The sequence below is a fragment of the Agrobacterium sp. ICMP 6402 genome, assembly GCF_009498615.1.
GTDB classification, from domain to species: domain Bacteria; phylum Pseudomonadota; class Alphaproteobacteria; order Rhizobiales; family Rhizobiaceae; genus Agrobacterium; species Agrobacterium burrii.
Map to the genome: position 1 here is coordinate 97,211 of NZ_QSNV01000006.1, position 24,831 is coordinate 122,041.

24 protein-coding genes, 1 tRNA gene and 1 pseudogene are annotated in these 24,831 nt (G+C 59.9%); 13 read left to right on the forward strand and 13 right to left on the reverse strand.

Annotated features, from left to right (window positions below; genetic code table 11):
- Window positions 1-9 precede the first annotated feature (9 nt).
- From bioB to DXT96_RS17145, 5 genes are read left to right on the forward strand one after another with little or no spacing between them, the layout of a single operon-like run.
- On the forward strand, window positions 10-1,029 hold the full coding sequence (bioB, locus tag DXT96_RS17125; RefSeq protein WP_153515679.1) for a biotin synthase BioB: 1,020 nt from the start codon (window positions 10-12) through the stop codon (window positions 1,027-1,029).
- Window positions 1,026-2,171, forward strand: a complete 1,146-nt coding sequence (locus DXT96_RS17130; protein WP_371418904.1) for an 8-amino-7-oxononanoate synthase — start codon at window positions 1,026-1,028, stop codon at window positions 2,169-2,171. Before bioB ends, DXT96_RS17130 begins: the two co-directional genes overlap by 4 nt.
- A complete protein-coding gene (gene bioD / locus DXT96_RS17135; RefSeq protein ID WP_153515680.1) occupies window positions 2,168-2,806 on the forward strand; it encodes a dethiobiotin synthase in 639 nt (212 codons plus the stop codon). The genes DXT96_RS17130 and bioD overlap by 4 nt, the downstream gene beginning before the upstream one ends.
- The gene (locus tag DXT96_RS17140) at window positions 2,803-4,065 is read left to right on the forward strand and encodes an adenosylmethionine--8-amino-7-oxononanoate transaminase (RefSeq protein ID WP_153515681.1); all 1,263 of its coding nucleotides are present in this window, start codon (window positions 2,803-2,805) and stop codon (window positions 4,063-4,065) included. The genes bioD and DXT96_RS17140 overlap by 4 nt, the downstream gene beginning before the upstream one ends.
- A gap of 45 nt (window positions 4,066-4,110) precedes the next feature.
- Window positions 4,111-5,097: a beta-ketoacyl-ACP synthase III gene (locus tag DXT96_RS17145; RefSeq protein WP_153515682.1), complete on the forward strand. Its 987-nt coding sequence runs from the start codon at window positions 4,111-4,113 to the stop codon at window positions 5,095-5,097.
- 71 nt (window positions 5,098-5,168) lie between these two features.
- On the opposite strand, the gene DXT96_RS17150 is transcribed toward DXT96_RS17145, so the two are convergent.
- Both DXT96_RS17150 and DXT96_RS17155 read right to left on the reverse strand, forming a co-directional pair.
- A tRNA-Gln gene (locus tag DXT96_RS17150) sits at window positions 5,169-5,242 on the reverse strand.
- A 123-nt stretch (window positions 5,243-5,365) separates the two neighbouring features.
- A complete protein-coding gene (locus DXT96_RS17155; RefSeq protein ID WP_153515683.1) occupies window positions 5,366-5,803 on the reverse strand; it encodes an Lrp/AsnC family transcriptional regulator in 438 nt (145 codons plus the stop codon).
- A gap of 130 nt (window positions 5,804-5,933) precedes the next feature.
- On the opposite strand from DXT96_RS17155, the gene rocF reads away from it, so the two are divergent.
- Entirely contained in the window at window positions 5,934-6,854 is a 921-nt protein-coding gene (gene rocF / locus DXT96_RS17160; protein ID WP_149901277.1) for an arginase, read from the forward strand.
- Between the two features lie 13 nt (window positions 6,855-6,867).
- Complete coding sequence (locus tag DXT96_RS17165; protein WP_153515684.1) at window positions 6,868-7,923, forward strand: ornithine cyclodeaminase; 1,056 nt, start codon at window positions 6,868-6,870, stop codon at window positions 7,921-7,923.
- A gap of 27 nt (window positions 7,924-7,950) precedes the next feature.
- Here DXT96_RS17165 and DXT96_RS17170 read toward each other — a convergent pair whose 3' ends face one another.
- From DXT96_RS17170 to DXT96_RS17215, 9 genes are all read right to left on the reverse strand, one after another.
- On the reverse strand, window positions 7,951-8,835 hold the full coding sequence (locus tag DXT96_RS17170) for a DMT family transporter (RefSeq protein WP_153515685.1): 885 nt from the start codon (window positions 8,833-8,835) through the stop codon (window positions 7,951-7,953).
- 243 nt (window positions 8,836-9,078) lie between these two features.
- Complete coding sequence (gene iolG, locus DXT96_RS17175) at window positions 9,079-10,071, reverse strand: inositol 2-dehydrogenase (RefSeq protein WP_153515686.1); 993 nt, start codon at window positions 10,069-10,071, stop codon at window positions 9,079-9,081.
- Between the two features lie 232 nt (window positions 10,072-10,303).
- The gene (locus tag DXT96_RS17185; protein WP_153515687.1) at window positions 10,304-11,554 is read right to left on the reverse strand and encodes an adenylate/guanylate cyclase domain-containing protein; all 1,251 of its coding nucleotides are present in this window, start codon (window positions 11,552-11,554) and stop codon (window positions 10,304-10,306) included.
- 222 nt (window positions 11,555-11,776) lie between these two features.
- Window positions 11,777-12,007 (reverse strand): helix-turn-helix domain-containing protein, encoded by a 231-nt coding sequence (locus tag DXT96_RS17190; protein WP_153515688.1) that lies wholly within the window; start codon window positions 12,005-12,007, stop codon window positions 11,777-11,779.
- Window positions 12,008-12,265: 258 nt separating this feature from the next.
- Entirely contained in the window at window positions 12,266-13,381 is a 1,116-nt protein-coding gene (locus DXT96_RS17195) for an RHE_PE00001 family protein (protein WP_153515689.1), read from the reverse strand.
- A 170-nt stretch (window positions 13,382-13,551) separates the two neighbouring features.
- Window positions 13,552-14,889 (reverse strand): HAMP domain-containing sensor histidine kinase, encoded by a 1,338-nt coding sequence (locus DXT96_RS17200; RefSeq protein WP_153515690.1) that lies wholly within the window; start codon window positions 14,887-14,889, stop codon window positions 13,552-13,554.
- A gap of 53 nt (window positions 14,890-14,942) precedes the next feature.
- A complete protein-coding gene (locus tag DXT96_RS17205) occupies window positions 14,943-15,596 on the reverse strand; it encodes a response regulator transcription factor (protein WP_149901268.1) in 654 nt (217 codons plus the stop codon).
- 66 nt (window positions 15,597-15,662) lie between these two features.
- Entirely contained in the window at window positions 15,663-17,318 is a 1,656-nt protein-coding gene (locus tag DXT96_RS17210; RefSeq protein ID WP_153515691.1) for a phosphoethanolamine transferase, read from the reverse strand.
- A 195-nt stretch (window positions 17,319-17,513) separates the two neighbouring features.
- On the reverse strand, window positions 17,514-17,777 hold the full coding sequence (locus tag DXT96_RS17215; RefSeq protein ID WP_153515692.1) for a hypothetical protein: 264 nt from the start codon (window positions 17,775-17,777) through the stop codon (window positions 17,514-17,516).
- A gap of 187 nt (window positions 17,778-17,964) precedes the next feature.
- Between DXT96_RS17215 and DXT96_RS17220 the strand changes: the two are divergent.
- The 6 genes and pseudogenes from DXT96_RS17220 to DXT96_RS17245 all read left to right on the forward strand — a co-directional run.
- Window positions 17,965-18,222: pseudogene (locus DXT96_RS17220) on the forward strand (TonB-dependent siderophore receptor); the annotation flags it as partial.
- Between the two features lie 27 nt (window positions 18,223-18,249).
- Complete coding sequence (locus DXT96_RS17225; RefSeq protein WP_153515693.1) at window positions 18,250-19,152, forward strand: iron-siderophore ABC transporter substrate-binding protein; 903 nt, start codon at window positions 18,250-18,252, stop codon at window positions 19,150-19,152.
- Complete coding sequence (fhuB, locus tag DXT96_RS17230) at window positions 19,149-21,116, forward strand: Fe(3+)-hydroxamate ABC transporter permease FhuB (RefSeq protein ID WP_371418905.1); 1,968 nt, start codon at window positions 19,149-19,151, stop codon at window positions 21,114-21,116. Before DXT96_RS17225 ends, fhuB begins: the two co-directional genes overlap by 4 nt.
- A 30-nt stretch (window positions 21,117-21,146) precedes the next feature.
- The gene (locus tag DXT96_RS17235) at window positions 21,147-21,956 is read left to right on the forward strand and encodes an ATP-binding cassette domain-containing protein (RefSeq protein WP_153515694.1); all 810 of its coding nucleotides are present in this window, start codon (window positions 21,147-21,149) and stop codon (window positions 21,954-21,956) included.
- Between the two features lie 248 nt (window positions 21,957-22,204).
- Complete coding sequence (locus DXT96_RS17240; RefSeq protein WP_149901263.1) at window positions 22,205-22,732, forward strand: DUF992 domain-containing protein; 528 nt, start codon at window positions 22,205-22,207, stop codon at window positions 22,730-22,732.
- A 98-nt stretch (window positions 22,733-22,830) separates the two neighbouring features.
- Window positions 22,831-23,229, forward strand: a complete 399-nt coding sequence (locus tag DXT96_RS17245) for a cytochrome c family protein (protein ID WP_153515695.1) — start codon at window positions 22,831-22,833, stop codon at window positions 23,227-23,229.
- Window positions 23,230-23,232: 3 nt separating this feature from the next.
- On the opposite strand, the gene recX is transcribed toward DXT96_RS17245, so the two are convergent.
- Together recX and DXT96_RS17255 are read right to left on the reverse strand one after the other, a co-directional pair.
- The gene (recX, locus tag DXT96_RS17250; protein WP_153515696.1) at window positions 23,233-23,823 is read right to left on the reverse strand and encodes a recombination regulator RecX; all 591 of its coding nucleotides are present in this window, start codon (window positions 23,821-23,823) and stop codon (window positions 23,233-23,235) included.
- A 70-nt stretch (window positions 23,824-23,893) separates the two neighbouring features.
- Window positions 23,894-24,814 carry an SMP-30/gluconolactonase/LRE family protein gene (locus DXT96_RS17255; RefSeq protein WP_153515697.1) on the reverse strand — a complete coding sequence of 307 codons (921 nt, stop codon included), beginning with the start codon at window positions 24,812-24,814 and terminating at the stop codon, window positions 23,894-23,896.
- Window positions 24,815-24,831: the final 17 nt, after the last annotated feature.

Below are 24,831 nucleotides of genomic sequence, written 5' to 3' on the forward strand. Positions count from 1 at the left end.
GGCCGTCAAATGGATCAGATGATTGCACAAAGGGCCCGAAATCAGGTTGCGGTTCCAGCAATTGAGGCAAGCTCGGCACTGGAAGACGCAAAAATTATCTATAATTTACCATTTAACGACCTGCTTTTCCAAGCCCAACAGGTGCATCGCCGTTATTTCGATGCCAATGCCATCCAGATGAGCAGGCTTTTGTCCATTAAAACGGGTGGATGCCCTGAAGATTGCAGTTACTGCAGCCAATCCGCCCGCAACCCGACGGGTCTGAAGGCCTCCAAGCTCATGGAAGTGGAGCGGGTGCTGGCGGAGGCGCGCAAGGCGAAGGAAGGTGGGGCGACGCGTTATTGCATGGGTGCGGCCTGGCGCAACCCCAAGGAACGCGACATGGAGGCCGTGGTGGCCATGGTCGAGGGCGTCAAGGCTCTGGGTATGGAGACCTGCATGACGCTCGGCATGCTGACGCCGGAACAATCCGAACGGCTCGCCGATGCCGGGCTCGACTATTACAATCACAATGTCGATACGTCCGAGCGCTTTTATTCGCAGATCATCACCACCCGCACTTTTGAAGATCGGCTGGAAACGCTGGCCAATGTCCGCGATGCGGGTATCAAGGTCTGTGCCGGCGGTATTCTCGGCATGGGGGAAACGGTCGAGGATCGCATTTCGATGCTGGTGACGCTTGCCAATCTGCCGGTTCCGCCGGAGAGCGTGCCGATCAACATGCTGATCCCGATCCCCGGTTCGAAGCTTGCCGACGCGGATCCTGTCGACCCGATCGATTTCGTCCGCACCATCGCACTGGCACGAATCCTGATGCCGCGTTCGCATGTGCGGCTTTCCGCCGGGCGCACCGAGATGAGCGACGAGACGCAGGCGCTCTGTTTTCTGGCCGGGGCCAATTCTATCTTCGTCGGTGAAACATTGCTGACAGCGGATAATCCAGGTGAGGATCACGATACGGCGCTGTTCCGGCGTCTGGGTCTTAAGCCGATGGAGTTGCAGCCTGCACAATCAGGAGAGGGCCGGTGAGCGCATCGGCACTCTCCGCTTACGAGGTGAAACTTGCCGGCCTGCACCGCAAATCGCGGCTACGGGCGCTCGTTCCCCAACAGGGGATCGATTTCACCTCCAACGACTATATCGGGCTCGCCGATGCGCCCCGGCTGAAGGCGGCGATTACCGAAGCAATCGAAAGGGGCGTGCCGGTCGGCGCGGGCGGCTCACGGTTGCTTCGCGGCAACCACCCGGAACATGAGGCGCTGGAGGTGGAGGCGGCGGCGTTTTTCGGGGCGGAAAAAACGATCTATTTTGGCAGCGGTTTCGCCGCCAATGTCGCGCTTTTTTCGACGTTGCCGTTGCGCGACGATCTCGTCCTTTACGATGCGTTGATCCATGCGAGCGTGCATGATGGTATCGCGGCCGGCAAGGCGCAGGCGCTCGCCGTGCCGCATAACGAGGTCGAAGCGTTCGAACGGGAAATAAACCGCTGGCGACAGGCTGGCGGTCGTGGACGGCCGTGGATTGCGGTTGAGAGCCTTTATTCCATGGATGGCGACCGGGCGCCGCTTGCGGCGCTTGCCGATCTTGCCGAACGGCATGGCGGTTTTCTTGTGGTCGATGAAGCGCATGCCACCGGCGTTTTCGGACCCGGCGGTCGTGGTCTTGCGGCAGAGCTGGAAGGGCGGGGCAATGTGGTGGCATTGCACACCTGCGGCAAGGCGCTTGGGCTTTCCGGCGCACTTCTGAGCTTGCCTGCGGTTCTCGCCGACTACCTCATCAACCGCGCCCGGGGTTTCATCTATTCCACCGCGCCTTCGCCGCTGATGGCGGCGGCGGTGCGGGAAGCCTTGCGGATCGTCGCTGACGAAAGTTGGCGGCGGTCGCGGCTGGCGGCGCTGATAAATTTTGCCGGTGAAGAACTACGCTCCCGGCTCGGGGTGACGCCAAGCGGTTCGCAGATCATGCCGGTAATGATCGGTGACAATGCCCGTTCGCTCGGCATAGCCGCGCGCCTGCGCGAAGGCGGTTTTGACGTGCGGGCGATCCGCCCACCGACGGTGCCGGAAGGAACGGCGCGCCTGCGTCTTTCCATCACGCTCAACGTGGATGAGAGCCAGATTGCCGATATGGTTGGGCTGCTGGCCCTGACGCTGAAGAAGGAGCGGGCATGAGCCTTCGTTTCGTCATTTCTGGAACCGATACGGGCATCGGCAAGACGGTTTTTGCCGCCGCACTCACCCACGCCCTGCAGGCTTCCTACTGGAAGCCGGTCCAATCCGGGCTGGAGGAGGAGACCGACAGCGAGACGGTGGAGCGGCTGGGTGGTGCGCCGCGCACCCGGATTCTGCCGGAAGCCTATCGTCTCCAAATGCCGGCCTCGCCGCATCTTTCAGCCCGTCTCGACAGTGTGACGATTGATCCCACTCTCCTGCAGCCGCCGGAAACGAAGGGACCGCTGGTAATTGAAGGGGCGGGCGGGCTTCTGGTGCCGCTGACCGACAGATTGCTATTTGCCGATATCTTCACCCGCTGGCAAATTCCGCTGATCCTGTGCGCCAGAACTGCGCTCGGCACCATCAACCACACGCTGCTGTCGCTTGAGGCGCTGCGGTTGCGGGCCATTCCGGTGCATGGTCTGGTTTTCATCGGCGACGAGCACGCGGAAAATGAGCGCATCATCACCGATATCGGCGGGGTTCGTGCACTCGGCCGTCTGCCGCGTCTGTCTCAGATGACCGCCGGGGCGCTGCATCAGGCTTTCGCCCAACAATTTAATCTTGTCGATTTTCTGGAGGTTACGGCATGAGCCGTTCGCCCATCTGGCATCCCTTTACCCAGCACGGGCTGGAGCCGCCGATGAAACGTATCGTGTCCACGCAAGGTGCCTATCTCGTTGATGAGGATGGCACTCGGCTATTCGATGCGATTTCATCCTGGTGGGTCATTACCCACGGTCACCGGCACCCCGCGATCATGGCCGCCATCCGTGCCGCGACGGAGGCCCTCGATCAGGTCATTTTTGCGGAATTTTCCCACGAGCCTGCCGAAGAGCTGGCAAGAGGGCTGATCGACATTGCCCCCGCCGGGCTGGAACACGTGTTTTATTCCGATAGCGGCTCGACCGCGGTGGAAGTGGCGCTGAAAATGGCACTCGGCTATTTCCATAACCGCGGAGAAAGACGTGATCGCATCGTGGTGATGGAGCATGGCTATCATGGCGATACGATCGGCACCATGTCCACCGGCGAACGCGGTGTGTTCAACGCCGCTTACGAGCCGCTGCTCTTCGGTGTCGACCGTCTGGCTTTTCCGGAACAGGGCAGCGCGCAGGCCACCCTCGACATGTTTGAACATTTCTGCCGTTCAGGCCGTGTCGCCGCTCTGTTGATTGAGCCGCTGGTGCTCGGCGCCGGCGGCATGAAGATGTATGGCGCAGATGTTCTGGCCGGGTTGAAGCAGATTGCCGAACGCCATGGCTGCCTGTTCATTGCCGATGAGGTAATGACCGGTTGGGGCCGGACGGGACGCCTTTTCGCATGTCAACAGGCCGGAATTTCTCCGGATATCCTATGCACTTCCAAGGGCCTGACAGGCGGTTCCCTGCCGCTGGCCGCCACGCTGTGCAGCGGCGATATCTTCGATGCGCATTTTTCGACTGACCGCCGCAAGACCTTTTTCCATTCGAGTTCCTACACCGCCAATCCGATTGCCTGCGCCGCCGCCGTCGCTAATCTTCAAGTCTGGCGGGATGAGCCGGTGGCGCAGCGTATCGGGCAACTGGAACAGATGCTGGGGGACCATCTGCGGCGCTTTGCGGATGACGGACGTTTCACCAATATCCGGCAGGCGGGCACCATAGCAGCACTCGATCTCGTGGTGCCTTCCGGTGGTTATCTGGCCGAAGTCGGGCCACGCATGCGGCTTCTGTTCCGCGAGCGCGGGTTTGTCATCCGGCCCCTCGGCAACGTGCTTTATCTGATGCCCCCCTATTGTTCGACATCAGACGATCTGAGCCGTGCCTTCGATGCCATCGATGAGGTGGCGTCGATCGTGACCGAAGCGTGAGACCGGATATCCGCACCCTCAAAGATACTTTCGAAAGACCAGACAATGCAGATACTTTCTTCGCGCATGGCCGGCTTTGGACATGCCGTTCCGGGGCGATGCGTCGGCAATGACGAGATAGAGGTGCGCCTTGGGCTGGAGACCGGCTGGATCGAGCGGCGAACCGGCATTCTCAAGCGCTATTGGGCGCAAGAGGGTGACACGCTGAGCGGTCTTGCCGCCGAAGCTGGCCGCATGGCGCTGGAAGACGCGGAAATCGCCCCTGACGACATCGCGCTGACGTTGCTGGCGACCTCCACGCCGGATCACCTTCTGCCGCCTTCGGCACCGTTGCTGGCCCATCGGCTGGGCCTGACGCAATCGGGCGGTATCGATCTCGCCGGCGCTTGTTCCGGCTTTCTTTACGCGCTCACCCTTGCCGATGGTTTTGTCCGCACCCATGGTCGCGCCGTGCTAATCGTTGCGGCCAATATTTTGAGCCGCCGCATCAATCTTCAGGAAAGGGCAAGCGCTGTCCTTTTTGCCGACGCTGCCGGGGCGGTTATACTCAAGCCGTGTCGGGAGGCGCAGCGTGGTCTGCTGTCGGCCGACCTGCGTTCTGATGGCAGCGGTTACGATCTGATCCGGATAGCCGCAGGCGGCAGCAGCCAGCCGTTTGCCGCTGATACGCCCACCGAGGATACGCTGATGACGATGCGCGACGGCCGCGAGGTCTTCTCCCGCGCCGTGGCGTTGATGACCCGGACCTCACAGCGTGTGCTGCAACAGGCGGAGCTGTCGGCCACCAATATCGACCGTTTCGTGCCCCATCAGGCCAATGCCCGCATGTTCGATGCAGTCTGCGGCAATCTCGGCATCGACCGGCAAAAAACCGTCCGCACGGTGGAGAGCTTCGGCAATTCCTCCGCAGCGACCATTCCGCTGTCGCTCTCCGTTGCCAACGCTGAAAGGCGCATCGCAAAGGGCGAGACGTTATTGCTCACCGCCGCAGGAGCCGGTTTGACCGGGGGGGCAATTGTCTATCGGGACTAGCCCGGTGACAGTGCGCAGAACGAAAAGCCAAACACGACGAATGATAGATGTTTGATTTTATTTGAAGAAATTGGCTGGGGAACCTGGACTCGAACCAAGATTAACGGAGTCAGAGTCCGTCGTTCTACCATTGAACTATTCCCCAAAAGCCTGAAGCGCGTTGCCGCGTTCGCTTCGGTGGGTCGTCATATAGATGATTTATGCTGGGGCGCAAGTCGAAAAAATCGAAAAATGCGTTTTCATGGCTCTTTTGCGTTTTGTCTCTTGGCTAGAGCCGTGCGCGTGTGGAGCGCGGGGTGGAGAGCAGCAGGCTGGTTTCGCTGCCGGTGATGCCGGGCACCAGGCGGATGCGGCGCAGCACGGCGTCGAAATCGCTGAGCGTGGCGGCGTTGAGTTCCACGATCAGGTCCCAGCGGCCGTTGGTGGTGTGGATTTCGGATATTTCCGGGAAGCCGCCAAGGGTGCGGATGACGCGGTCCGTCACATGACCTTCAATCTCGATCATCATGATACCGCGGATTGCCGCCTCCACAGCATCGGCGCGCAGGATGACGGTGTAACCGATGATGGTGCCGTCGTTTTCCATTCTTTCGATGTGTGAGCGAACCGTCGCGCGCGAGGTTTCCGTCTCCACTGCCAGATCGGAAATGCTGCGTCTGCCATTATGCCGCAAAAGGGTCACGAGCCGTTCGTCAAGATTATCCATGATTACCAGTTTGATAAAGTGGTTTTGTCAGATTGATAATTCATTTCGATAATCTTGCCAATATTTGATGTTCAATCCGCCATGTCTCTATGGTTTAGTGATGTTGTTGGTCGGGAAAGCGAGGACGGGAATGGATATCAGGCTTGTTGGTGCACCTCTGCAGATCGGAGCGGGGCAATTGGGATGCGAAATGGGGCCGAGCGCCTATCGCATCGCCGGTCTCGTGCGGGCGCTGGAGGATCTGGGGCACCGGGTGGTCGATACCGGCAATGTGACGCCAGCGCCGCTCAGGGAATTTCGCCACCCCAATCCAGCCGTGCATCATCTGGAGGAAACCGTGGCCTGGACCGAGGCGCTGACGGAGGCGGCCTATCGCGAAAGTGCGGATGCCGTGCCGATCTTTCTTGGCGGCGACCATGCGATTTCGGCAGGAACCGTGGCCGGCATGGCGCGCCGGGTTGCCGAGACGGGTCGGCCGTTTTTCGTACTCTGGCTCGATGCCCATACCGATTATCACACGCTGGAGACGACACGCAGCGGCAATCTGCATGGCACGCCCGTCGCCTATTTCAGCGGTCGTGACGGGTTTGCCGGTTATTTCCCGCCGCTCTCCCACGCCGTGGCGGAAGAAAATATCGGCATGATCGGTATCCGCAGCGTCGATCCCGCCGAAAGGGCGGCGCTGGAAGAGAGCGGCATCACCGTTCATGACATGCGCTCGATAGACGAGCACGGCGTTGCGGTTCTGCTGCGCGAATTTCTGGCGCGAGTTCAGGCGGCGAACGGCCTGCTGCATGTCAGTCTCGATGTCGATTTTCTCGAGCCGTCGATTGCGCCTGCGGTTGGCACCACCGTTCCGGGCGGCGCGACGTTCCGGGAAGCGCATCTGGTGATGGAAATGTTGCATGATAGCGGGCTGGTCTGCAGTCTCGATCTCGTTGAACTCAACCCATTTCTCGACGAGCGCGGCAGGACGGCGACGCTGATGGTGGATCTCGCCGCAAGCCTGATGGGCAAGCGGGTGATGGATCGCCCGACGCGGGCTGGCTGAAAGGGATGATGCGATGACCGTGATACCGAACCTCAATATCGTTCCCTTCGTCAGCGTCGACCATATGATGAAGCTCGTGCTGCGGGTGGGAATCGACACCTTCCTGCATGAGCTTGCCGATGTGGTGGAGGAGGATTTCCGTCGCTGGGAGAGCTTCGACAAGACGCCGCGCATCGCCTCACATTCGAAGGAAGGCGTCATCGAGCTGATGCCGACCAGCGATGGCACGCTGTATGGCTTCAAATATGTCAACGGTCATCCAAAGAACATGAAGGAAGGCCGCCAGACGGTGACGGCCTTCGGCGTGCTTTCTAATGTGGGCAATGGTTATCCGCTGCTTCTCACCGAAATGACGATACTGACGGCGCTGCGCACTGCCGCTACATCCGCCGTTGCCGCCAAGCACCTTGCCCGCCCGAATTCGCGCTCCATGGCCATCATCGGTAATGGTGCTCAGAGCGAATTTCAGGCGCGGGCTTTCAAGGCCATTCTCGGCATTGATACGCTGCGGCTTTTTGATATCGACCGGTCGGCCAGCGAAAAATGCGCCCGCAATCTGGCCGGACAGGGCCTTGCGATCAAGATCTGCAGCAGCGCAGAGGAGGCGGTCGAAGGGGCGGATATCATCACCACAGTCACCGCTGACAAGCAATATGCGACGATCCTGACCGACAACATGGTCGGCCCCGGCATTCATATCAATGCTGTGGGTGGTGATTGTCCCGGCAAGACGGAATTACACCGGGATATTCTGCTTCGCTCCGATATTTTTGTCGAATATCCGCCGCAGACGCGCATCGAAGGCGAAATCCAGCAATTGCCGGCGGATTATGCTGTGACGGAGTTATGGCAGGTCATTGCCGGCGAAAAACAGGGCCGGACCGGCGAGAGGCAGATCACCCTGTTCGACAGCGTCGGCTTTGCGACGGAAGATTTCTCTGCGCTGCGTTACGTGCGCTCGAAATTGCCGGGCACCGGTCTTTATGCGGAGCTGGATCTGCTGGCCGATCCGGATGAGCCACGCGACCTGTTCGGCATGTTGCTGCGTTGTGAGGCGGCTCTCGCCTGAGACGACGGATTTATGGTGGGCGGGCTCTCAGCCGGCTCCCCCGCTTTTCTTCCGGCCGACCACATGTTCCCGCCAGACGGTGAAAAGACCGGCGGCAATGACGATGGCGGCACCCATGACCATATTGGATGTGACGACCTCGCCATAGACGGTGACGCCGATGATGGAGACGAGCACGAGTTGGTAATAGGAGAAAGGCTGCACGGAAGCCGCGTCGGTCAATTCAAATGCCTTTATCAGGCAATAATGGCCGGTAATCCCCGTAATGCAGAGCGCCAGCATCCATCCCCAGTCATAGGGTGCAAGGCTGACCCAATAAAACGGCCCGACCAGCGTTAACGCCGCTGCACCGGCCACGCCGGTATAAAAAAAGCTCGTCATCGCCGTATCGCTTCGGCTGCCGAGGCGGGTGAGCACGCCGTAAAGCGCCAGCATGAAGGCGGCGATAAAGGTGATGATCAGGCTATTGTCGAAACCCTCGCCATCGGGCTTCAGGATGACGAGAACACCGATGAAACCGACAAAGATGGCGCACCAGCGCCGCCAGCCGACCTTTTCCCCAAGCAAGGGTACGGAAAGTGCCGCAACGATGAGCGGCGCGGAAGCGATGATGGAGTGGCTGTGCGCCAGCCCGACAACGGCGAAGGAGAAGATCGAAAACACGATCTGTACCGCCAGCAGAACACCGCGGCCGATCTGCAGCCAGGGGCGGTTGGCCATGACGGCGCCCCGGATGCCGCCCGCCGACCTTGCGGCCATCAACAGAACGAAGACGGCGAAGGCCCAATATCGCAGCATGGCGATGAAGACGGGCGGATAGGCGCTGCCCAGATGTTTCGAGATGCCATCCTGCGCCGCAAAGATCGTGAAGGCGACAAGCGCATAAAGAAAACCGGTCTTGGGTGATGGCATGAAAAAACCGCTGTCGGCTGCGTGCCGGCAAAAGAGGATTCGGCGTGAAAGAGGTGGGTAACAGCCATATGTTACGGCCGCACCTTGTCAGACAACCTTATTTTCCGAATAGCAGCTATGCAAGTCCGAAGCTGCCTTTCTGATAGGCAACCTGTTTCCGGAAGCGCGCGGAATAATCGGCTTTTCAAAAAAACCGGAAAATTCACCCCCGGGCCGAACCCGAGGGTGACGATGAGACCGGCTTCAGCCGATTGTAACGGCTGTCTTCGATGTTGCGGATTTCAGCGCGGCGTCGGCCAGCTTCAGCGCAATCAGCCCGTCCTTGATGGAGGGAGACGGTGCGACGTTGTTTTCGATGCTGTCGATGAAGGTGGCAATTTCCGCCGCATAGGCCGCCGTATAACGCGTCATGAAGAAATCATGCAGCGGCGGGCGGGTATAACCGTCGGCATTGGCGATCTCGATGGAGACAGGACGCTGGTTTTCGGCCGCTGCCGAACCCAGCGAACCATGCACTTCGATACGCTGGTCGTAACCATAGGTCGCGCGGCGCGAATTCGAAATCACCGCCTGCCTGCCGCTTTTCGTCGTCAGAATGATGCTGGCGCTGTCGAAATCACCAAGCGCGCCGATCTCCGGATTGACGAGAACCGAACCGGTGGCGAACACGCTGTCCACTTCTTCGCCCAGCAGGAAGCGGGCCATGTCGAAATCATGAATGGTCATGTCGCGGAAGATGCCGCCGGACACCTTGATATATTCGGCCGGCGGCGGGCCGGGGTCGCGGCTGGTGATGGTGACCATTTCCACCTTGCCGATGCGACCATCTTCGATTGCCTTATGCACGGCCTGAAAATGCGGGTCGAAACGGCGGTTGAAACCGAGCATCACCTTCGCGCCGGTTTCTTCAACCACCCTGGCGCAGGCTTCCGCGCGGGCGACATCGAGATCAACGGGCTTTTCGCAGAAGATGGCCTTGCCGGCGCGGGCGAAACGCTCGATCAGGTCGGCATGGGTGTTGGTCGGCGTGCAGATGATGACGGCGTCGATTGTCTTGTCGGCCAGAACCTCGTCGATCGTGCTGACCTTGCATTGCGCCTCGCGGGCAATTGCTTCGGCAGCGCCGGCCATGGCGTCGACAACGGCCACCAGCTTCGCACGGCTGTCGGTGGTGATCGCCTTGGCGTGGACCTTGCCGATCCGTCCAGCGCCGAGCAGTGCCAATTTCGTAACCATCTTTCCTCCGGTTTCTCATACCCGTCTCTCACTCCCGGAAAGACAGAATATGAATGCAAACAATGTTTCGATATGGAATATATGTTCCATTTTGCTAGATCGACATCGGAGGCGTGTCAAGCGTTTTGACAGCGGGAGGGAGACCGAAATCATTCGCCCTTGGAGGTCACGCGATGTGGCTGCTGATCATGCCGAAAGGCAGGTTGAGCCGAAGCCCAAACGCTGCCGGGGGTCAGTTGCTGGAAGGTATCTGCACGGCATTTTGGGGAAGCGCATAGACCTCGACTGGCGTTTCAAGGCCGCGCAGCAGCCATGGACCCAGATTTTCCAGCCTGTCCCCATTCCCCGCCATACGGACGAATTCCTCGGAAAACAGCACGTTGCGGCCGGTTTCCTTGGTCAGCGTTTCAAGCCGCGAGGCGATGTTGACGGCGGGGCCGATGACGGTGAAATCGAGGCGGGTTTTCGAGCCGATATTGCCATACATGACATCACCGACATGCACGCCGATACCGTAACCCAAGGGGTCGTGGCCCTTTTCGCAATTGATGTCGTTGAGGGCGACGAGACCCTTTTGCGCGCTGGCGATGGCTTTCAGCAGGTTTTCGCAGGCCTGCGGATCGCTCAGCGGAAAAATCGCCAGCAGCCCGTCCCCCATGAATTTCAGAATTTCGCCGCCGAACTCCTCAATGGGGTCGCACATGGCGTCGAAATAGCCGTTCAGAAGCTCGATCACGTCATCGCGCGGCCAAAGGTCGGAAATATGGGTGAAATTGCGCAGGTCGCAGATCAGGATCGCCGCGCCCACCGTTATGCCGCTACCGCGTGTTGTGGCGCCGTTGAGAATTTTCTCGCCCGCATGCGGACCCACATAGGTTTCCAAAAGGGTGCGCGTCATGCGGTTTTTGAGGCGTATTTCGCTGACCAGCGCCAAAGCCGGCAGCAGGTTTTTCAGGGCGGCGATTTCGCTGTCGGAAAAACCGCCCGGTTGGTCACTGGAGAAAGTCGCGACATGGCGCTTTCCGAAAGTGTGTTCGATCGGCCAGGCGCAATAATCCGTCAGCCCTTCGGCCCGCAGCTCGTCATAGATCGTATAACCGGGTTCATCGATGTCATCGCCGTTCAGCCGGTGGCGGACTTCCGTTGCACCCTGATGGATGTCGTTGATGGGGCTGTTGAGATATTCGGGCGTACTTTCCGAGCCGTAACCATAGGTGACGATTTCGGCGGCGGGCAGGCCGGCTTTCCACAATATCCGCGCGCCAAGCCATTGCGGGTGGCGGATGCGGAAAGCGAGCACGCCCCTGGCGATGGAGATTCCGCTTGCCCGCAGCCTGTCGCAAAGCTCCACGAATATCTCGTCGATAAAACGCTCGTCCTTGGTGCCGGTGACGAGCCAGTCGAGAGTTTCGGTCTTCTCCGCCGGCCACAATTCATCCAATGCTGAAGAAACCCGTTCTTCGGTGTTAAGGCTGAGTGTCATGGCAGGATTCCGGAGGTTGTTGCTGCTATCGCACGGGCAAAGCACATGTCGAACATGGTCGCTCGTGGACCCCATGTGGTGCCGGATAACAAAAATGTTAAGAGAGGGCTTCGGAAAATCTTCCGGAAGATATTGGCGGCCTCAGGCCACGCGCGCCGCCCGGATGTCCTCTTGAACATCGTCCCCGGCGGCGCTGAGATTTTTGGTTATCGTTATGGGCGATCAGATAACGGTTTCGACAGGAATATGCAGGGCGGCGGCAACGCGTCTGATACGCGATGGATCGCTGTCGGTGCCGTCTTCCAGTGCGTGGATTTCGGTGGTGGTGAGGCCGCAGGTGACGGCAAGCTGTTCGACGGTATAGCCGGCGAGCGTGCGCGCCGTCAGGACTTTTTTGGCGAAAGGAGCATCTGTTTCTTGATCGGAATTAAGTTCTGAGACTGAAATTGTCATTATTGCATCTCCCTGATGATGGACACTTAAATGCGGGCGGCAAAGAAAAGTTGCCGGGGGCCGAATGCGACCGCGTTGCCGGAGAAGAAATCGTGCTGCAACGCAGCGAGGAACATAGACGCTTCGCCCACCTACGCAATAGTTAAATTTTGTTAAGATTCGTGATCGCCGCATTCCTGCGGCATTTTCAGTGGTGAAAACGGCTGGACGACATGGAATTTTCCTGTCTCGTGCAGACCGTATTTCAGAATGCCACGCTTAAAGCATGCCCCAGGCACGGAAACGGCCACGACCCGTAACCTCCCGCAATTCCAGCTGATTGGCGAGCCCGATTGCACCCTGCGGCGTGGTGCCGAGTTCCTTGACGATCATTGCCGCCGAAACCACCGGCCGGGAAACCACCAGCTCAACCAGTTCCGGCAAACGTGAGGATGAGCGCCGGCCGGTGAGCTTGCGCATCATGCGATCCCGCGCGTGGGTCAGCCGGTCATGTTCTTTCAAACTGGCCTGCGCCGCTTCGTAAAAACTGTCCAGAAGCGCCTGAAGCCGCTGCGTCTGGCTTCTGGCGTGTCGGCGCTCGCGCGGAACGGCGCGAAGACCGGCGCTGAGCGCCGGCAGGTGATCAGGCGTCACGGCCCCCTCACGCAGAAAGGCGGCGGCGAGAAGCCGACCGAGCCAGGGGCTGCGCTGCAGCACCTCGATCATGTTCCACGCGTCAAGCAGAATGGCGGTGCGAAGGATGGCCGGCAGTTCTGCCGTCCGTGCATGCAGTTCCAGCCATTCTTTCAGCCGTTCCTCTTCGTCCCAGTCAGGCTCGTTGATGACCGGGTGGCCTTCCTGCCGCTGGTTCATGGGCGCGGGCATGTTGCCGGCGGTAATCGCCTCAAGTGCCGCGGAGCTTCGCGCCAGAAGCGCATCCAGTTCGGAAAAAGCCCCATCCAGCAGCGCGTCCCCATCCGTCTCGTTCTCGTCGCTGCGGGCGTGATCCCCGGTTTCACTGGGACGTGCTGCCTCGTCGGCTGCAAGTGTGGCTCTGCCCCGCAGTCTGGAAAGGCCGGGCGTGGTGAAGGCCCAGCCGGCGGCATTGGAAAAGATCAGCCGCCGCGACCGCAAAATCCGATGCGCTGCCGTCATCTCGTGGGTCGGCGCACGCACATCCATATGGGCGTCATGCAGGACCAGATCTTCCATATGGACGAGTTCGCCATCGACCCACATGGAGGAAATCGCGTCGGTGAAATCCTGCCTTTCGATGAAGCCGTGTTTCATCGGCGAGCGGCTGATCCGTTCGTCCAGCCGCGCCAGCGCTTCGCCTGCCCGTGCGGCGGCGATGAGAAGCTTTTCGATCTGGATGTCCGATATATCATAAATCATTGATATTTTTTAGTTTGAGCGCAGGCGGGTAGCAAGACGGATTACAATGGTCTGGTGTTGCCATCCCTCGGTCTCATCACCAAAACCAGCGAGACCGCAATCGTCATACTGCAATGCAATATAAAATAATGCGCCGCAGCATGGCGGCCGCACTTTTTGTGTCAGCGCCCTCAGGCGATTTCTACGGGAAGAACCACGCGGGCCTCGAAGCCATCTTGCCGGCCGGGTGCCGGTGAAGAAAGCAGCAATTCGCCGCCGGTCTGCTCCACCAGGCTTTTGACGATCGCAAGGCCAAGTCCGGTGCCATCCGCCTTGGTCGGGCCTCGGGCAAAACGAGTCGTCAGTTTGGGCAATAGCGCCCTGTCGATTGCCGGTCCGGAATTGATGATGCGGATCGTGCCGTCCTGTTCGGCCAAAATCTGCACCGGGCTTCCCGCCGGGCTGTGGATCAGGGCGTTTTCGAGAAGATTGCGAACGATGATGCCGAAGGCGTCCGCGCCTATCCTGCAAGGCAGGCCGTCCTCGCAGTGATTGGTGAAACGGATACGGGATTTGCCAATCGCCGTTCTCACCATGTCATCGATGACGAGTTCGAGAACGGGGATGACATCATTCGCCGTATCGGTCACGCCGATCCTTGCTTCGGCCCGTGACATCTGCAGCAGCTTTTCGGCGAGATGGCCAAGGTGTTGCAGGGATTTCTCGATATTCTCGACGCGCGGCGCAAGTTCCGGCGGAATGTCGGCGTGCAGCCGTTGCGCCTGCGCCAGCGCGCCAGCAATTGGTGTGCGCAATTCGTGGGCGCTGTTGGCAGTGAATTCCCGCTCCGCCTCGATTGCCGATCGCAGCCGTCCAAGCAGCAGATTGACCGAGCGGGCGATGGGATGCAGTTCGCCGGGAAAGGGCTGCGTTTCGAGCGGCGCAAGATTGCCGCCATCCTTTTTGCCGATTTCGTCGCGCAGGGTCTGTATCGGTTGCAGGGTTCTGCGCACCACCACGATGACGGCAAAGATGCTGGCGGGAATGAGGATGAGCACGGGCAAGAGCAGCGCGCTGCCCGCTTCCTCGATCGCCTCGCGCCGGTTGGCGAAGGCATCGGCGACCTGCAGGAAATAATTGCCGTCCGGCGTTGCAACCGTGTAGATGCGCTGTGTCGCGGTTTCGGAAAAACCGGGATCGAGTGAGACTTCGAAAGGCTCCGTCGAGCTGTCATGCGAATGCAGCACGACCTGTCCTTCGCGGTCGCGCACCTGATAGGTCAGATATTCCGCGCCTTCCGCCGAAGGGTTGAGCTTGCGCGAGGCGGGGGCGGTGTTGTTTTCCCTGAGATCGTCGGCCAGAAGCGGCAGCAGCCTTTCGGCCGTTTCCTGCACGCCGGCATCGAAAATCTCAGCAAATTCGTCCTGCATCACCATGACGCCCAGCCCGCAGGCGAGGAGCCAGGATATGGCGACGACGCTGGTGAGCGCCGTCACGAGCTTGCGGGTCATGCTGGTCGGTCTGGCCATTTCTGCCTACTTGTTATTTGCTTGCTTGCCGTCTGGCCTATCTGCCGTCTGACTTACTTGATTGTGTAGCCGACGCCGCGCACGGTCTCGACGCGGTCATGGCCGATTTTCTTGCGCAGCCGGCTGATATAGACCTCGACCGTGTTGCTCTCTATTTCCGCGCCGAATTCATAAAGCGTGTCGTGCAGTTGGGCTTTCGAGACGACCGCGCCGGGATGTTCGACCAGTTTTTCCAGCACGGCCCATTCGCGGGCGCTGAGTGTCTGGGCCGTTCCGTCGACCGTGATATTGCGCGCCACCTGGTTGATCTCGATGCCGGGCAGGCGGATGACGGGTGCCGAGCGGCCCTCGTAACGGCGCGAGACCGCCAGCATGCGCGCCGAAAGCTCATCAAGGTCGAAAGGCTTCACCAGATAGTCGTCCGCGCCGGCATTCAGCCCGGCAATCCGGTCGGAAACCTGATCATGTGCCGTCAGGATGATCACCGGCGTCGCGTCGTCGCGCTTGCGCAGGGTTTGCAGAAGGGTGATGCCTTCGCCATCCGGCAGGCGCATGTCTAGCAAGATCAGGCCATAGGCCATGGTCAGCGTTGCCACTGTGGCGTCGCCCAGCGTCTTGAACCAGTCAACAGCATGGCCGGCCGCTGCGACATGGTCTCGCAACGCCTCTCCAAGGACATGATCGTCTTCAACAAGCAGAACCCGCAAGACAGCTCCCTTTATCGCGTCGTCCTGCGTATCGCTTTCACGGGATAAGCGTCAAGCACTGTCTGTTCAGCTGTTCTGGCGCTGGGTGCAGCCGCCGAACACGTCCAGCGAAGGATCGTAGGCGGAAGTGGAGACGTTCATCATGCCAAGGATGCTGTGGAAATAATTGTCGTGGGAGCGTCCACCCTCTGCGGCACTTTTCGCAAGGCAGGCCCGGTTGAGCCCCATGGATTTGGCGAAATCATCGTCGAACCAGACGAGAAACGGCACATGGGTCTGCTGGTCGGGGGCAAGCAGATAGGGTGCACCATGCAGGTAGACACCGTTCTCGCCAAGCGATTCGCCGTGGTCGGACGCATAGATCATGCCGGTTGCCAGCTTGTCGGAGCGTGCTTTCAGCTTGTCGATCACGGTCGAGAGGAAGTGGTCGGTGTAGAGAAGCGTGTTGTCATAGGAATTGACGATCTCGGCATCGCTGCAATTGCCAAGCTCGGCAGTGCGGCAATCCGGGGTGAATTTGCGGAATTCGTCGGTATAGCGCAGATAATAGGTCGGCCCGTGGCTGCCCATCTGGTGCAGGACGATGACGCTATCCTTCGTGACGTTGTTGAGCCAGGCGTCGAGCTTGTCGAAGAAGATATCGTCGCGGCATTCTCCACCGGTGCAGAAGCGGCTGTCATTTGTGGAGGGCAGGTCGAAATAGGGGATACGGTCGGCGACGTTCTTGCTGCCGGTATTGTTGTCCAGCCATGTCGCACTGACACCGGCGTGGACGAGGACGTCCATGACGTTTTCATTCGCGAGTGCCTTGCTATGGCTATATTGTGAACGCGGGAATTTCGAGAACATGCAGGGAATGGACATGGCCGTCGCGGTGCCGCAGCTGGTCGTGTTGGGGAAATAGATCACGTCGCGCTTGGCCAGTTCCGGATTGGTGTCGCGCCCATAGCCGTTCAGGGAAAAATTCGCGGCGCGAGCGGTCTCGCCCGCAACGATGACGGTAATACGCGGCTTATGGACACCTCCAGCTGCGGGAAGAACCTTCGCATCCTTGCCGATTGGGCTGACCTGAATTTCGGCTTCCTGGCCGGCTTGCGTGAAATAATGGACGGCGGACATCATCGGCGACAACGGGTTGGCGCTTTTGACGATATCCTTGTGCTGGCGGATGGCCGTGGTGAATGTCTTTGAATTCGCAAAGCTGATGATGCCGACGACGCCAAGGCACACCAGAATGCTGACGGTGTTCCACAGAAGCTTGTCGAGGATTGGCCGATGCCGGACGCGGATGGCGGCGATGACGATGGAGGGCACCAGTCCGTAAATCGCCATATGCCAGACAAAACCGGGGGTAATCAGATTGCCCGCCTCTGGCTGCGTGGTTTCCATGGCGTTGCGGATCATGTCGCTGTCGATGACGACGCCGTAACGGTCCATGAACCAGGAGGCGGCGGCCGCCGCGAATATGACGAAGACCAGAAACGGCTTGATGAGATATTTGGCGGAAAAAATGGTGAGGAGGGCGCCGAAAAGCGCCGCCATGGCGACATAGAGCGCGACGATGGCAACCGGATAAGCGGAAAGATAGGTGTGAACCTTTGACCAGAATGTCTGATTCATGAAAAACAGCAGATAAGCCGCCGTCAGCAGGCTGAGCGGCACGCTGCCGATTTCCGGACGATACGATTCAATTCCTGTCGCTTTCGCGGTAAAAAGAGCCAATGCCAGGTCCCACCAGATTTCAAATGTGCCGGCGGCAACGAAAAACGAGCAAAACGCCCTGTTCACGCTGCCGCATGGGCCTATTGATGGCGGATGCGTCATTTAGCTGACATCAACCTGAAAGCTTTGTCATGAAAGTGTCATATCAGGCGTGGGTGCTTTCAGATCGATGGCTGAGCGGCGGCAATATATCACCTAGCTCAACCCGATTATACCCGTCACGGTGGTGCGAGTTGAAAATACACGTGTCGCCCGGACCGGCAAAAGGCTGCCTGCGGAAAGGTTCTGGAAAGTGACGGTCGTTCCGGAAAGCAGGGTGAGGCAAAGCTGGCCGCCATTGCCGACATAAATGGCACGCGTGGGCGAAGGAAGCGGGACCGCATCGTCAGGAACGATGTCGAAACCGTGGGATGCCGGCGATTCCAGGCCGGCGGCGTAGTGTTCGTAAGTCTCAGCCATTGCTGTCTCCTGTCAATCAAAATCTGTCGCGATTATGCGACGCGCCGGGGCAGCGGGGACAAGCGGGGACGATATATTTGTGGCGGGCATTTCTTCCCCCAACCGGCTTCTCCGAAAGACCGGTATTTTTCTGTAGCCTCATGCGGTTGGCGTTACCGTGCGTATTGCTATCCCCGTTGGGCAATCGGATTCGGCGCTGGAGGGCTTCGGTATCGGCGGCGGTCTCCGTTATGTCGGAAAGCGTTACGACGATGCCGCCCACGCCGCGGAGATGAAGGGCCTCGCCCTCCTCGATCTCGGTATGCACTACGAGAAGAGCGACTACCGCGCTTCGCTCTTCGCGCAAAACTTGACTGATAAAGAATATATTTCTAGTTGCTCCACTTTCGGATGCTATTACGGTGACGGAAGAACGGTTATGGGCAAGCTGACCTATCGTTGGTGATGTCATATCAAGTGAAGCAGCAGGGGCATGACGCGCAAGGATCGATGGGTGCCTCCCTTTTGGGGGCGGCGGGAATTTCTCGGGTTACTTGCCGCTTCGGCTCTTGCAGGCAAGGCGCGGGCGGCGGTGACACCGCGCATAGCCGCTATCGACTGGGCCATGCTCGAAACCTCCGTGGCGCTCGGCGTCATGCCGGTGGCGGCAACCGAACTCATCCAGTTCAGGGTCGGTGCGGTCGAGCCGGAAATCCCTGAAAGCGTTGCTGATCTCGGTCTGCGCGGCGCACCGAATTTCGAGCTTCTGCAATTGACCCGGCCGGATCTCATTCTGATTTCGCCTTTCTACACACGTTATACCGGCAGGCTGGAAGCGATTGCGCCGGTCTTCTCGTTGCCTTTTTACGTGCAGGGCGAGCCGCCTTTCGAAAAGGCGCTCGCAGCGGTCTCGGCTCTTGGCGAGAAGCTCGTCCGGGCCGATGAGGCGCGCAGGGTTCTGAGCGAGACGGACGCGGCGCTGCAAGCCATGCGGATCCGCCTTGCCGGTTTTTCCGCGCGGCCGACCTATGTGATCAACATCGGTGACGCCCGGCATTTTCGCGCTTTTGGTGCGGACAGCATGTTCGGGGATGTCCTTGGCCGGCTGGGGCTGGCCAATGCCTGGGTGGACCGGTCGCAATTCACCTTCGCGGCGCCGGTGCCGCTTGAAAATCTTGCCACTTCGCCGGAGGCGCGTATCGTCATCGTCTCCGATATTCCGGTGGAGGCCCGTCAGAGCCTGCGCAACAGCGCCATCTGGCAGGCCCTTCCGGCCGTGCGGGAAAACCGGGTGGTCACGCTCGGCAATGTCAGCCCCTATGGCGGCATCACCGCCGGCATGCGTTTTGCGCGGCTTCTGACCGAGGCTTTGACGGCGCAGGGAGAAGCTCTGTGACGACGCGGCCTCTCCAGCTTTTCTTCGGGCTTTTATTTGTTGGGGCCTGCGGGCTTTCCCTGCATGCCGGCTTGCAGCGGCTACCTTTCAGCGCATGGCCCGGCCTGCCGTTCGATGCTGCCAAGCTGTCGATGGATCAGGTGATTTTCGCCTTCAGCCTGATGCCGCGGGCAACTGTCGCCATTCTCGCGGGCGCGATGCTCGGCCTGTCGGGTGCGCTTTTCCAGCAATTGCTGCGCAATCCGATTGCCGATCCGTCCACCCTCGGCATTTCCGCCGGCGCGCAGCTGGCCATCGTCATCGCAACCCTGTTCTTTCCCTCGGTACTGGATGGCAACCGCGCATTGGTGGCGCTCACTGGCGCTGCCGTTGCCGCCGGCATTGTCTTCCTTCTCGGCTGGCGGCGGTCCTTCGAGCCGGTGACCATGGTGGTATCAGGGCTTCTGGTCGGCATCACGGCTGCTTCCGTTTCCGCGGCGCTGACGCTGGCGCAGGGCGAATATCTGATGTCGCTTGTCGTCTGGAACGGCGGCTCGCTCAGCCAGCAGGACTGGTCGAATGCCTTTTCTCTCGCCTTCCAGCTCCTCGCGGGCCTTGTTCTCACCGGCTTGCTGATAAGGCCATTGACGGTTCTCGGTCTTGGCGATGCCGGGGCGCGATCGCTCGGCGTATCGCTGTTTTCGATCAGGCTGGCGGTCGCGGCCGTTGCGGTTGCGCTGGCCGCCTTCGTTGCCGCTGCGGTCGGCCTCGTCAGTTTCATCGGCCTTGCCGCACCGGCGCTTACCCGGGCGCTCGGCGTGCGGCGGTCATCCGCCGTGCTCCTGGTTTCGCCGCTGCTGGGCGGGCTGCTGCTCTGGTTCTGTGATGGTCTCGTTCAGCTTCTGGCAAGCACGGCGGCCGAAGTTTTCCCCACGGGCGCGGTAACGGCGCTGATCGGCGGACCGCTGCTTCTGTGGCTGTTGCCGAAAATCGGGCCGACCGACGTCCACCGCAGCGAAGGCGGCGATGTTGCGGCAAGACGCCGGCTTGCCGCGCTGCTGCCAGTGCTTGTGATCCTGGCTGTGCTGATCTTTGCAGCGCTGGCCATCGGCAAGGGGCCGGATGGCTGGACGGTGCTGAGGGCGAGTGACCTGCAAAGCCTTCTGCCCTTCCGTTGGCCGCGGCTGGTGGCGGCCATGGCCGCTGGCGGTCTGCTGGCCATGGCGGGCGCGCTTCTCCAGAGGTTGACCGGCAATCCCATGGCAAGCCCGGAGGTGATCGGCGTCAGCGGCGGGGCGGGTCTTGGTTTTGCCGCCGCCATCACGATCTTTCCGGCGGCAGGCCTCTTTGAATTGTTCGTGGGCGCGGGCATCGGCTCGGCGGCCGTCATGACCCTCGTGTTGTTCTTTGCGGTGCGCCGGTATCTGGCGCCTGAAAAAATACTGCTTGCGGGCATTGCCGTCAGTTCGCTCTGCTCGGCTGTACTTTCGGCGCTGCTTGCCATTGGCGACCAGCGCGCCTGGCAGATTCTCGCCTGGCTCAGCGGTTCGGGTTCGACTGCAACACCGGCTTCGGCGATATTTCTTGCGGTGCTTTCCGTCGTTCTTCTTTCAGGTGCGCTGTCGGTAACGCGCTGGCTGACAATCCTGCCGCTCGGCCGGGATGTGCCGCTTTCCCTCGGGCTGCCGCTCAGCCTCGCGCGCATCGCCGTCATTGCGGTTGCCGGTATCGCCACCGGTGCCGCATCGCTGCTCGTCGGTCCCTTGAGTTTCGTCGGTTTGATGGCGCCGCATATCGCGCTTCGCGCCGGCTTCACCACGCCGCGCGATCATCTGTTCGCTTCTTTCCTTTTCGGAGCGGTGCTGATGGCGCTTTCCGATCTCGGGGCGAGAACGGTCACCTTTCCCTATGAGTTGCCGCTCGGGCTTTTTGCGGCTCTGGCCGGCGCGCCTTACCTGATCTGGCTTTCAGGCAGGCGCCAATGATGTGTCAGGGCATTTACGGAGATAAAAACCATGGGTGAGGCAGCATTTGCCGCCGACTACGACGATACCCCGCTTTTTTCACTGGATGGGGTGACGATGGAGGTGCCCGGCCGAACATTGCTGCAGCCGCTGACGGCAAGTTTTACGACCGGCAAGACCATCGGCCTGATCGGTCATAATGGTTCGGGGAAATCGACGCTGCTCAAGATTCTGGCGCGGATTCAGGAGCCGACGGCGGGTAGTGTGTCGTTTGAAGGAAAGGCGCTGGGCGCCTGGGGCAACCGGGAATTTGCGCGAAAACTCGCCTATCTGCCGCAATATACGCCGGCCGCCTCCGGTATGCTCGCCAAGGAACTGGTGGCGCTCGGCCGTTATCCCTGGCATGGCGCGCTTGGCCAGTTCACCAAGGCGGATCAGGAGAAGGTCGATGAAGCCATTGAGTTGACCGATACCGTGGCCTTCCACGACCGGCTGGTGGACACGCTTTCCGGTGGCGAGCGCCAGCGCGTATGGCTTGCCATGCTGGTGGCCCAGAATGCCGAAAGCCTGCTGCTGGACGAACCTATATCGGCGCTCGATCTGGCCCATCAGATCGAAGTGTTGTCGCTGGTGCAGAGACTGTCGCGCGAAAAGGGTCTCGGCGTCATCGTGGTGCTGCACGATGTCAACATGGCGGCCCGGTTCTGCGACGAGATCGTCGCCCTGCATTCCGGCAATCTGATTGCCAGGGGAACCCCACAGGAGATCATGACGCCGGAGACGCTGGAGCGCATCTATGGGGTGCGCATGGATGTCATGACGCATGCCGCCACCGGCTTTCCCGTCGCCCTCCCGCTTTGAGTTTGTTGCAGCAAAACAACGCCCGGAAGCGCTTGTTGTTGACAGTAATTTTCAACGCATTTTCCGCCCTAACAATGTCTTAATGGCACCCTACCGCGATTAGACATTGTTAACTGTTTTGCTTTCCTTGCATCCAATTAAGTTGTTTTGGATCGATTTCAGGGAACAAACGTTAACAGTGCGGAATTCAATATCCGGAGAGGGCAAGAAGGGCTGCTGCGGGTAGGACTAAAACAGGAGAAAATAAAATGAAAAAGGCTGTTGCCGTAACTTTTGCCGCAATGACGATGGGCCTCGGTGGGGCTGCATCCGCACTGGCTGCCGACCTTGCGAGATATGAACCCGCTCCGCAGGAGCAGGACGAACGCAACGGCGTCAAGATCGGTTATCTGAGCTGCGATATCGGCGGTGGCGTCGGTTACGTGATCGGCTCCGCCAAGGAACTGGATTGCACCTTCCAGTCCACCATGGGCGCACGCCGCACCGACCATTACACTGGCGCCATCCGCAAGATGGGCGTTGATCTTGGTTTCACCACGCAGGGCCGTCTCGTCTGGGCCGTGTTTGCCCCGACGGCTGGTTACCACCGCGGTTCGCTCGGCGGCCTTTATCAGGGCGCCACGGCTGAAGTGACCGTCGGTCTCGGTGTCGGTACCAACATCCTGGTCGGTGGCACCTCCGGCTCCATCCAGCTGCAGACGGTCAGCGTGACGGGCCAGGTCGGCCTCAACCTTGCTGCCACCGGCACCTCGGTTACGCTGACGGCCATGAACTGATCCGGCAAGCACCCGGTGCGTTGCGCCGGGCATTCTGTCGCATATGAAAAAGCGCCCTCTTCGTTGTTAAACGGGGAGGGCGTTGTATTATCCAGCCTATGATTTCGGTACCCAAACGTGCTGCGGCAGTGACCGCTTTTTTCCTGCTTATGTCTACGACGGCCTTCGCCGAAGGCGATGCGGCGCATGGGGAAAAGGTTTTCAGCCGCTGCTCCACCTGTCACAGCGTGGATACACCCCGCACCCGCATGGGACCGCATCTGATGGGTGTGGTCGGCAGGCCGATGGCTTCCGTCGCCGATTACGGCCATTATTCGCAGGCGTTGAAGGATGCCGGCACGGCTGGCCGGGTGTGGACGGAAGAAGAACTTCAGAAATTTATTGCCAGCCCGAAGAAGGCGATCCCAGGAAATGCGATGCGCTTTTTTGGGCTGTGGAGCGAAACCGATATAACGGACCTGATCGCCTATCTAAAAATGCATCCCCTGCCGCAATAATCGTCAGAGCGGTGCTTCCGCGACGATCTCTTCCGCCTCTTCCACCGTCATGGCCATGACTTTTGCACCAATGTCGAAGCCGAAGCCGTTGCGGGCAAAGGCGGAAAATTCCTTGGCGTTGCGTTTGTCATCGAGTTCGACACGGCGGAAGGGGCCGAAGGCGCGCTTGCGCGCGAAGATGACGGCGGCGACCAGATCGTTGGTCTCCTGCAACGCGGCCGTCGCCGTTTCCCGGGCGATGCCCTTGATCTGCAGTTTCTGCGCCAGCCCGCGTTTCGATTTGCCGCTGCGCTGGCCGCTCCGCACGGCAATTTCCGCATAGGCGGTATCATCAAGCGCCTTGATGCCATAGGCGAAGGTCACGGCGAATTCGCCGAGTGCCTTTGCCTGTGCGGTGTTGATATCAACGAATTTTTCCCGCGCCTTGCGCGTGATCGCGTCGCGCAGCTGCTGTTCCGTCATCATGCGCTGCCCCAACCGATAGAGAGCGGAATTGCGCGCCCATGACAGCATACGGCTGCTAGGTTCGATGGCCGGGGTTTCGCCATCCAGTGCCATATCGTCGGTGAAAAAGGGACCGGAATCGTCGTTCATACCGCTTTTATAGCGCGGTGAAGCCGTCTTGCCAGTTCCTTCCACCCCGCGTCTTACGGTTTTTAGCGCCTCACGGTATCTGCGCACCGGTTGCGGCCACATACACCGAATAGAGCGATTTTGTTGCGGTGATGAACAGGCGGTTCTTTTTGGGACCGCCGAAGGTAAGGTTCGCCACCGTCTGCGGCACCTTGATCTTGCCGATGAGCGTGCCATCGGGCGCAAAGCAGTGAACGCCATCACCGGCGCTGGTCCACAGATTGCCGGCCGTATCCAGACGGAAACCATCCGGCAAGCCGTTGTCGAGATTACAGAATTCCCGGCCGTTGGCGAGCTTCACGCCGTCCACCACGTCGAAGACGCGGATATGGCGCGGACGGGAGACATCGTGGCTGTAGGAACTGTCGGCGATATAGAGCTTCGTTTCATCAGGCGAAAAGGCAAGGCCGTTCGGCTGCACGAAGTCATCGATGGCGACGTCGATCTTTCCGGTTGCGGGATCGAGCCGGTAAACATTGCGCGTCTTCTGCTCCGGCTCGGCCTTGTAGCCCTCATAGTCGGAGAGGATGCCGTAGGTGGGATCGGTGAACCAGATGCTGCCATCGGACTTCACCACCACATCGTTGGGCGAATTGAGCCGCTTGCCGCCATAGCTGTCAGCGAGAACATTGATCGAGCCGTCGACCTCGGTACGGGTAACGCGGCGGCCGCCATGTTCGCAGGAAACCAGCCGTCCCTGCCGGTCGCGTGTGTTGCCATTGGTGAAGTTGGAGGGGTGGCGGAACACGGAGACGCCGCCATCCGGCACCCAGCGCAACATGCGTTCATTGGGAATATCGCTGAACAGCAGGCAGTTCAAATCGGCAAACCACACCGGCCCTTCCGCCCAGCGGCAGCCGGAATAAAGCTCTTCCAGCTCGGCATTTCCGACGATCAGATGGCGGAAGCGGTCATCGTGGATTTCGTAAGGGGAGGTCTTGTCTGTGGTCATGAGCGTGGTCCGCTTGT

Coding starts and splice junctions, on each gene's coding strand:
- bioB (WP_153515679.1), top strand. CDS start 10: ATGGATCAGATGATTGCACAAAGGGCCCGAAATCAGGTTGCGGTTCCA.
- bioD (WP_153515680.1), top strand. CDS start 2,168: ATGAGCCTTCGTTTCGTCATTTCTGGAACCGATACGGGCATCGGCAAG.
- DXT96_RS17140 (WP_153515681.1), top strand. CDS start 2,803: ATGAGCCGTTCGCCCATCTGGCATCCCTTTACCCAGCACGGGCTGGAG.
- DXT96_RS17145 (WP_153515682.1), top strand. CDS start 4,111: ATGCAGATACTTTCTTCGCGCATGGCCGGCTTTGGACATGCCGTTCCG.
- DXT96_RS17155 (WP_153515683.1), bottom strand. CDS start 5,803: ATGGATAATCTTGACGAACGGCTCGTGACCCTTTTGCGGCATAATGGC.
- rocF (WP_149901277.1), top strand. CDS start 5,934: ATGGATATCAGGCTTGTTGGTGCACCTCTGCAGATCGGAGCGGGGCAA.
- DXT96_RS17165 (WP_153515684.1), top strand. CDS start 6,868: ATGACCGTGATACCGAACCTCAATATCGTTCCCTTCGTCAGCGTCGAC.
- DXT96_RS17170 (WP_153515685.1), bottom strand. CDS start 8,835: ATGCCATCACCCAAGACCGGTTTTCTTTATGCGCTTGTCGCCTTCACG.
- iolG (WP_153515686.1), bottom strand. CDS start 10,071: ATGGTTACGAAATTGGCACTGCTCGGCGCTGGACGGATCGGCAAGGTC.
- DXT96_RS17185 (WP_153515687.1), bottom strand. CDS start 11,554: ATGACACTCAGCCTTAACACCGAAGAACGGGTTTCTTCAGCATTGGAT.
- DXT96_RS17190 (WP_153515688.1), bottom strand. CDS start 12,007: ATGACAATTTCAGTCTCAGAACTTAATTCCGATCAAGAAACAGATGCT.
- DXT96_RS17195 (WP_153515689.1), bottom strand. CDS start 13,381: ATGATTTATGATATATCGGACATCCAGATCGAAAAGCTTCTCATCGCC.
- DXT96_RS17200 (WP_153515690.1), bottom strand. CDS start 14,889: ATGGCCAGACCGACCAGCATGACCCGCAAGCTCGTGACGGCGCTCACC.
- DXT96_RS17215 (WP_153515692.1), bottom strand. CDS start 17,777: ATGGCTGAGACTTACGAACACTACGCCGCCGGCCTGGAATCGCCGGCA.
- DXT96_RS17225 (WP_153515693.1), top strand. CDS start 18,250: ATGACGCGCAAGGATCGATGGGTGCCTCCCTTTTGGGGGCGGCGGGAA.
- DXT96_RS17235 (WP_153515694.1), top strand. CDS start 21,147: ATGGGTGAGGCAGCATTTGCCGCCGACTACGACGATACCCCGCTTTTT.
- DXT96_RS17240 (WP_149901263.1), top strand. CDS start 22,205: ATGAAAAAGGCTGTTGCCGTAACTTTTGCCGCAATGACGATGGGCCTC.
- DXT96_RS17245 (WP_153515695.1), top strand. CDS start 22,831: ATGATTTCGGTACCCAAACGTGCTGCGGCAGTGACCGCTTTTTTCCTG.
- recX (WP_153515696.1), bottom strand. CDS start 23,823: ATGAACGACGATTCCGGTCCCTTTTTCACCGACGATATGGCACTGGAT.
- DXT96_RS17255 (WP_153515697.1), bottom strand. CDS start 24,814: ATGACCACAGACAAGACCTCCCCTTACGAAATCCACGATGACCGCTTC.